General features: G+C 33.7%; 5 protein-coding genes and 1 pseudogene. All 6 read left to right on the top strand.

The genetic code is table 11. From position 1 onward, the window contains the following. Window positions 1–21: 21 nt before the first annotated feature. Window positions 22–2,352 carry a BREX-1 system adenine-specific DNA-methyltransferase PglX gene (pglX, locus tag BN2144_RS04715; protein ID WP_082195144.1) on the top strand — a complete coding sequence of 777 codons (2,331 nt, stop codon included), beginning with the start codon at window positions 22–24 and terminating at the stop codon, window positions 2,350–2,352. Beyond that, window positions 2,345–5,932, top strand: coding sequence for a BREX-1 system adenine-specific DNA-methyltransferase PglX (gene pglX, locus BN2144_RS04710; RefSeq protein WP_033827168.1), 3,588 nt, complete (start codon window positions 2,345–2,347; stop codon window positions 5,930–5,932). Before pglX (BN2144_RS04715) ends, pglX (BN2144_RS04710) begins: the two co-directional genes overlap by 8 nt. A 205-nt stretch (window positions 5,933–6,137) precedes the next feature. Further along, entirely contained in the window at window positions 6,138–6,371 is a 234-nt protein-coding gene (locus BN2144_RS20280; protein ID WP_222860085.1) for an Rpn family recombination-promoting nuclease/putative transposase, read from the top strand. Continuing rightward, window positions 6,346–6,648 (top strand): annotated as a pseudogene (locus BN2144_RS20900) (Rpn family recombination-promoting nuclease/putative transposase). The gene BN2144_RS20280 and the pseudogene BN2144_RS20900 overlap by 26 nt, the downstream one beginning before the upstream one ends. A gap of 38 nt (window positions 6,649–6,686) precedes the next feature. After that, window positions 6,687–7,061 carry an RpnC/YadD family protein gene (locus BN2144_RS20275; protein ID WP_222860080.1) on the top strand — a complete coding sequence of 125 codons (375 nt, stop codon included), beginning with the start codon at window positions 6,687–6,689 and terminating at the stop codon, window positions 7,059–7,061. A gap of 616 nt (window positions 7,062–7,677) precedes the next feature. Continuing rightward, window positions 7,678–8,066, top strand: a 389-nt coding sequence (locus BN2144_RS04700; protein ID WP_033827167.1) for a BrxA family protein, incomplete at its 3' end; no start/stop codon positions are given.

Genomic DNA, 8,066 nt, shown 5'->3' with positions numbered 1-8,066 from the left:
GATTGAATAAGGGTGAAAGTAATGAATAAAAGTGCATTGAAAAAGTTTGCGACAGAAGCTCGTAAAGAACTGCTGGAACGAGTGGAATTACAAGCAAGAAAAATTGGGATCACTGCTGAATCCATTCAAAAAGCAAATGTTGAAAGCTCGGACGCCGTCTTTATTGACGGCAGACAGCTTTCAGATATAGAAAGACGACAACGGAATAAACTCATTGCGCGTATCAATGAAATTGGTTTCGAACGCGTGATAGAAGAAACGGCATACACTTGGTTTAACCGTTTTATTGCTTTACGTTTCATGGAAGTCAATGATTATCTTCCAACGAAAGTCCGGGTTTTATCGTCTATTCATGGGGATCGTTCAGAACCAGATATGATGAAAGAGGCGTTATCACTTGATTTAGACTTGGATAAAGAATACGTATATGAACTCAAAATGAACAATCAAACAGATGAACTGTTTAAATATCTGATTAAAATGCATTGTAATGACTTAAACCGTTACATGCCATTTATGTTTGAAACGATTGAAGACTATACAGAGATATTATTTCCTGAAGGGTTACTTGGAACAGATTCATTTGTTCGGAAAATGACGGATACGGAAGTGATTCCAGAAGATAATTGGGAGCAAATTGAAGTTATTGGCTGGCTGTATCAATATTATATTGCTGATGAAAAAGATCGTGTGTTTAAAGCGAAAAGGAAATACAAGGCAGAAGAAATCCCTTATGCAACACAACTATTTACACCTGACTGGATTGTTCAATATATGGTGCAAAATTCATTAGGAAGGTACTGGACGGAAGCACACCCTGAACATGAAGATTTAATTACGAACTGGGAATTTTTCATCAAACATCAGCAAGAAGACTTTCAAGAAAAAATTGCTCCCTATGTAAATAAAGAGTTAAATGTTGAAGATATTAAATGTTTTGATCCCGCAATGGGAAGTGGCCACATTTTAGTCTATATGTTTGATGTTCTTTATGAAATATATAGTAAGTGTGGATATATGGAAAGAGAAATACCACGTTTAATTATTGAGAAAAATCTATATGGATTAGACATTGACGACCGTGCTTACCAATTAGCATGCTTTTCAGTCGTAATGAAGGCCCTTCAGTACAATAGAAGATTCCTTAGAAGCATTGAGCGAGATGGATTAACGATGAATTTAGCATCCATTCAAGAAACAAATGGATGGACAGATGAGGACATCGCGTTTATTGCTGGTAAAGAAAATGGGGAAGTATTTAATAAAACAAAGGTGTTTTTTGAACAGTATAGAAATGCTAAAATGTTTGGTTCACTTATAAAAGTAAATGAAACAGATACAGCATTTTTAGAAAATAGATTGAAAGAAATGAAGGATACCCCTGTAACAGACTTGTTTCAAGGGAAAAAGCGTGAGGAAGCATTAGAACTACTTCCATTGCTTATAAAACAAACGAAAATTATGGGACAGCAGTATGATATTGTCGTCATGAATCCGCCCTATATGGGATCTGGAAGTATGAACAAAGAATTATCTGATTTCCTTAGAAAAAATTACCCTAATTCTAAATCCGACTTATTCGCTTCTTTCATGGAAGTCGACCATTATTTAAAGAAAAATGGCTTTTATGCGGCTATCAATCAGCATTCATGGATGTTCTTATCAAGTTTTGAAAAATTACGTAAAAAAATAATTGAAACGAAATTCATTGACACAATGTTACATTTAGGACCAAGGGCATTTGAGGAAATTGGTGGGGAAGTAGTGCAGTCTACTGCGTTTGTGTTGAGAAATGCTCGACAAAAAAAGGGTAAAGGCACTTATCTAAGATTAATTAATGATAGAACAGCTAGTGAAAAGAAGCAAAAAACTATTAAAGCTGTTCAAAACCCAGACGTTTTATATAAATATTTATTCAATCAAGATGATTTCAGAAAGATTCCACGTTCTCCTGTTGCCTACTGGCTAAGTAATAAATTGATTAAAAACTTTGCCAATAACCCAAAATTAGGTGACTCTTATAAAGCAATAAGGGGTTTAGAGACTGGGAATAATAATTTATTTTTAAGGCATTGGCATGAAGTTTCATTCGATAAATTGTATTTAGTAGAGAAGGATTCAATAGAAAATTATAGAAGATATAAATGGTTTCCCCATAATAAAGGTGGGGGATTCAGAAGATGGTATGGTTTAAATGATCTTATTGTAAACTTTGAAAATGATGGGTATGAAATTCGTAAAATAGGTGTATTAAATGGTTATAAATATTATTTTAAAAAAGGAATAACATGGTCCGCACTAACAACTGGATTGAATTCTTTTNGATTGAATAAGGGTGAAAGTAATGAATAAAAGTGCATTGAAAAAGTTTGCGACAGAAGCTCGTAAAGAACTGCTGGAACGAGTGGAATTACAAGCAAGAAAAATTGGGATCACTGCTGAATCCATTCAAAAAGCAAATGTTGAAAGCTCGGACGCCGTCTTTATTGACGGCAGACAGCTTTCAGATATAGAAAGACGACAACGGAATAAACTCATTGCGCGTATCAATGAAATTGGTTTCGAACGCGTGATAGAAGAAACGGCATACACTTGGTTTAACCGTTTTATTGCTTTACGTTTCATGGAAGTCAATGATTATCTTCCAACGAAAGTCCGGGTTTTATCGTCTATTCATGGGGATCGTTCAGAACCAGATATGATGAAAGAGGCGTTATCACTTGATTTAGACTTGGATAAAGAATACGTATATGAACTCAAAATGAACAATCAAACAGATGAACTGTTTAAATATCTGATTAAAATGCATTGTAATGACTTAAACCGTTACATGCCATTTATGTTTGAAACGATTGAAGACTATACAGAGATATTATTTCCTGAAGGGTTACTTGGAACAGATTCATTTGTTCGGAAAATGACGGATACGGAAGTGATTCCAGAAGATAATTGGGAGCAAATTGAAGTTATTGGCTGGCTGTATCAATATTATATTGCTGATGAAAAAGATCGTGTGTTTAAAGCGAAAAGGAAATACAAGGCAGAAGAAATCCCTTATGCAACACAACTATTTACACCTGACTGGATTGTTCAATATATGGTGCAAAATTCATTAGGAAGGTACTGGACGGAAGCACACCCTGAACATGAAGATTTAATTACGAACTGGGAATTTTTCATCAAACATCAGCAAGAAGACTTTCAAGAAAAAATTGCTCCCTATGTAAATAAAGAGTTAAATGTTGAAGATATTAAATGTTTTGATCCCGCAATGGGAAGTGGCCACATTTTAGTCTATATGTTTGATGTTCTTTATGAAATATATAGTAAGTGTGGATATATGGAAAGAGAAATACCACGTTTAATTATTGAGAAAAATCTATATGGATTAGACATTGACGACCGTGCTTACCAATTAGCATGCTTTTCAGTCGTAATGAAGGCCCTTCAGTACAATAGAAGATTCCTTAGAAGCATTGAGCGAGATGGATTAACGATGAATTTAGCATCCATTCAAGAAACAAACGGATGGACAGATGAGGACATCGCGTTTATTGCTGGTAAAGAAAATGGGGAAGTATTTAATAAAACAAAGGTGTTTTTTGAACAGTATAGAAATGCTAAAATGTTTGGTTCACTTATAAAAGTAAATGAAACAGATACAGCATTTTTAGAAAATAGATTGAAAGAAATGAAGGATTCCCCTGTAACAGACTTGTTTCAAGGGAAAAAGCGTGAGGAAGCATTAGAACTACTTCCATTGCTTATAAAACAAACGAATATTATGGGACAGCAGTATGATATTGTCGTCATGAATCCGCCCTATATGGGGTCTGGAAGTATGAACAAAGAATTATCTGATTTCCTTAGAAAAAATTACCCTAATTCTAAATCCGACTTATTCGCTTCCTTTATGGAAGTTGATCATTATTTAAAGAAAAACGGATTTTATGGAGCCATAAACCAACATTCATGGATGTTCTTATCAAGCTATGAACAATTACGAATAAAAATCATTAACAGTAAATTTATTGATACGATGATTCACCTAGGGCCAAGGGCATTTGAGGAAATCGGCGGAGAAGTAGTACAGTCTACTACATTTGTATGGCGAAATGAAAAAGGTGCCGACGATAATAAAGGAACCTATATCAGATTGATAGAAGAAAAAACAGCAGCTGAGAAGAAAGAAAAAGCTATGGTGGCTGTCCGAAATTCTTCAGTTTCTTATAAGTATTTATTTAGTCAAGGAGATTTCAGAAAAATTCCGGGAAGTCCAATTGTTTATTGGGCAAGTGAGAACCTCATTAGAGATTTTGAAGTTGGGACAAAATTAAGTGATTTATTAGATGCTAAACAGGGATTAGCAACTGCTGATAATGAACGGTTTTTAAGGTTATGGTGGGAGCCGAATAATTCAACAATTAAATATGATACGAAATCAACAGAAGAAGCAAAAGTAAGTGGAAGTAAATGGGTTCCGTACAATAAAGGTGGCGGGCGTCGCCAATGGTACGGGAACTATGATTATATTGTAAACTGGGAGAATGATGGTGAAGAAATAAGAAATTTTAAAGATAGTAGAGGGAAGCAACGTTCAGTAGTGAGAAGCCCTCAATATTATTTTAGAGAAGCGATTACTTGGTCATTAATTACAAGTGGTGGATTTAGTATAAGATACCGAAAAAGCGGGAGTATACATGATGTTTCAGGAATGTCTGCATTTGAAAAAGAAAATGACACTCCTATTTTGAAATATATTTTAGGTGTCATGAGTACAAAGATTGCTAATTATATATTCAAAATGCTAAATCCAACAATAAATTTACAAATTGGGGACTTTAATAACTTCCCTATTATTATAAAAGATCATATAAAAGCAAAGGTAGAAGAATTAGTAAATAAAAACATTTTATTTTCAGAAAAGGAATGGAACCATTATGAAACTTCTTGGGATTTTCGAACAAATCCTTTAATAAAATGTAAACAATCAAATTTAGAAAATAGCTATTACTCCTTTAAACAATTTGAAAATGATTTATTTGAGCAATTAAAGAAAAACGAAAGGGAACTTAATCGTATTTTTATTGAAGTCTATCATTTACAAGATGAATTAACTCCAGAAGTAAGTGATAGAGATATGACTATTGCAAAAGTCTTTGATACAGAACAAGAAATCCCTGTGCAAATGAAAGGAAATCATTATGTTTTAACAAAAGAAGATATTATAAAACAATTTATATCCTATTTCATTGGTTGTTCTTTCGGTCGTTATTCACTTGACGAGGAAGGTCTCGTTTACGCTGGTGGTGAGTTTGACCCATCTCGTTATCAAACCTTCCCAGTAGATAAAGACAATATTTTACCAATCTTGTCAGGGCCATATTTTGAAGATGATATTGTATCTAGGTTTGTTGATTTTGTACGAGTGACTTTTAATGAAGAAACACTTGAAGAGAATCTTGATTTTATTGCTGATGCGATTGGACGGAAAGCGAATGAGACAGCAAAGGAAACTATACGTCGATATTTCTTAAATGATTTCTTTAAGGATCATGTACAAACCTACAGGAAACGGCCAATTTATTGGTTCTTTACATCTGGTAAGGAAAAGGCGTTTAACTGTCTTATCTACATGCATCGTTATGATAAAACAACCCTATCTCGTATTCGTACAGATTATTTACATGAAGTGCAAACTCGCCTCGAAGCAGAGAAAAAGGAGTTGCTTGATATCATTGAAGGAGATTACACAACAAGAGAAATAAACAACGCAAAAAGAGAATTGAAATCCCTTAATAAAAAGATAGACGAATTGAAAGTTTATGATGAACGATTACACCATATGGCAGATAGGCAAATTGAGATTGATTTAGATGATGGTGTGAAACATAACTATGAATTATTCATAGGATTATTAGCGAAGATGTAAACAGAGATTAGAACAAACGAGTGTGCTCTTTTTCCATTATAAAAACATCCCAGACCTGCAAGAAAGAAGAAGGAAGGGGTGTTTTTTAGCTAATAGGAAATTGCTTGTTGTTCGCAAATTTGATAGGAATTGAAATAGTAAAGAAATAAATGAATTTGTATAATAAGTTAAAGTAGCACATATAGGATTAGGGGGAGATGGAGGGGTGTGGCTGAAAAATCCACATGATAAATTTTTTAAAGAGACCTTTGGAGATGTGACGGTCACGAAGGATTTTTTAACTAATTATTTGCCAGAAAGTATAATGGAGATGATTGATGTCAACACTCTTGAACCAGAAAAGGATCGTTTTATTAATGAAAAATTGAAAGAAAACTTTTCGGATTTACTTTTTAAGGTAAATATTTGTGGCAATGAAGGATACCTATATTTATCATAAAACCGCTCTTCAACTGTTAAAATATATAATAGAAATATGGGAGGCAAAAAGTGAAAAGGAAAAGAGCAATGAGCTTCCAATTGTTATTCCTTAAGTCATTTATCACGGTCAAAAAGATTGGAATATAGGATTGAGTTTAGGGGAAATAATACAGGGATATGAAGGACTTACACCAAATATTCAGCGGCTTGTTCCGAACTTTGAATACTTGCTTTATGATCTTTCAAAATATAAAGATGAGGATATAAAAGGAGAGCCCAGCTTCAAATTATATTAACGACATTACGAGATATCTTCACTAAGGATAGTATAGATTTGTTTACTACCATTAATAGGGCTGTAAAATACTTGCGGGAATTAGAGGATCACCAAACTGGGATTCGTTACTTTGAAACTCTACTTAGATATATATTTAGCGCCGGAAGAAACTTAACGAAATCGGAATTGGTGGATATGATGAAGGAAATTGAAACGAATTATCCAGAAGGGAGAGATGTTGTGATGACAATAGCTGAACAATTAATAGAAGAAGGTAAAAAACAAGGGCTAAAACAAGGTATCGAAAAAGGGATAAAACAAGTTGCGATTAATTTGATAAAACAAGGTATGGAGTATCGTTTTATCGAGAAAGCAACAGGCTTATCGATAAAAGAAATCGAGGAAATCTCAGCGGAAATGAAAACGAAATAAGTTGTTAGAGCTAAAGCTTAGTCAATGCACTTCCCGTGTGAGGTGCTTTTTTCATTCAAGAGGAGGCGGTAAATAAGTTTGGGAAGAATCGCATGGCCACCTGAGTAAAGGTGCAAATATTAAAATCTTTCCACACGATTACGCCTTATTTTATTCATTGATTAGTACCCAAAAGGAAAAGTTTTTGGGTACTAATTGTAAAAAGAACGACAATAGTTTTATTATATACTTCTCATATTCGTGTAATTAATTTCTTAATGAGCTTCTTGAATGACTCAAGGAAAATTGAATTAATACTAGAGTAAAAGTAGAATAAGAGTCAAGTGAATACTACGTTACGAGGTGACCTTCGTGGAAGTAAGACTTTTTTCCGTGCGCAAAGGGATTTAACAGTAGTGTTAAATCAGTTCGTTGATTTTCCTGTTGTCAAGAAGAAATTAAAGAGGATGAGCTTATAGAAGGTATAAAAAGCTTATATGAGCTTTAATCAAGAGAAGTTGAAAAAAATGATTTTACAAAAGTCGTTCAACAGCAATGGAAAGAGGAGACTCGCTGTCGTTGGGAAAATATTAGAATAGAAAATAGGATAAAAGTCTTGTATGAGAGGTAGGTTTCGATGACAATAGAATTAGAATATTCTTCGAGCTTGAACGGTGCGTCTTATTTATTATTTGAGCTTAAACAGGTCATAAAACTAAAACAACAGGGATTAACATTACCTGAAATCAGAAAAAAAGTAATCGATGGAAACCTATTCCAATTTGAAAATAAAGGAAGAATGAATCGGACATTACCTTCTATTATGAGAAGAGCTGAAGTAATCGATCAAGTTTTAACTGATTTAATGTTAGATGGTTCTGTTGAAAATGCAAAAATAATTAATTTATATGCCATTATGAAAACAGATCGGCTATTTTTTGAATTTATGAATGAGGTAATCAGTGAGAAACTACATAATAACGATCTGCTAATCGAAAAGAAAGATATGAATGTATTCTTCACCGC

The organism is Bacillus andreraoultii (assembly GCF_001244735.1).
Classification (GTDB): Bacteria; Bacillota; Bacilli; order Bacillales; family Caldibacillaceae; genus Caldifermentibacillus; species Caldifermentibacillus andreraoultii.
This window is presented reverse-complemented; position numbering and strand designations above follow the sequence as displayed.

Coding starts and splice junctions, on each gene's coding strand:
- pglX (WP_033827168.1), top strand. CDS start 2,345: ATGAATAAAAGTGCATTGAAAAAGTTTGCGACAGAAGCTCGTAAAGAA.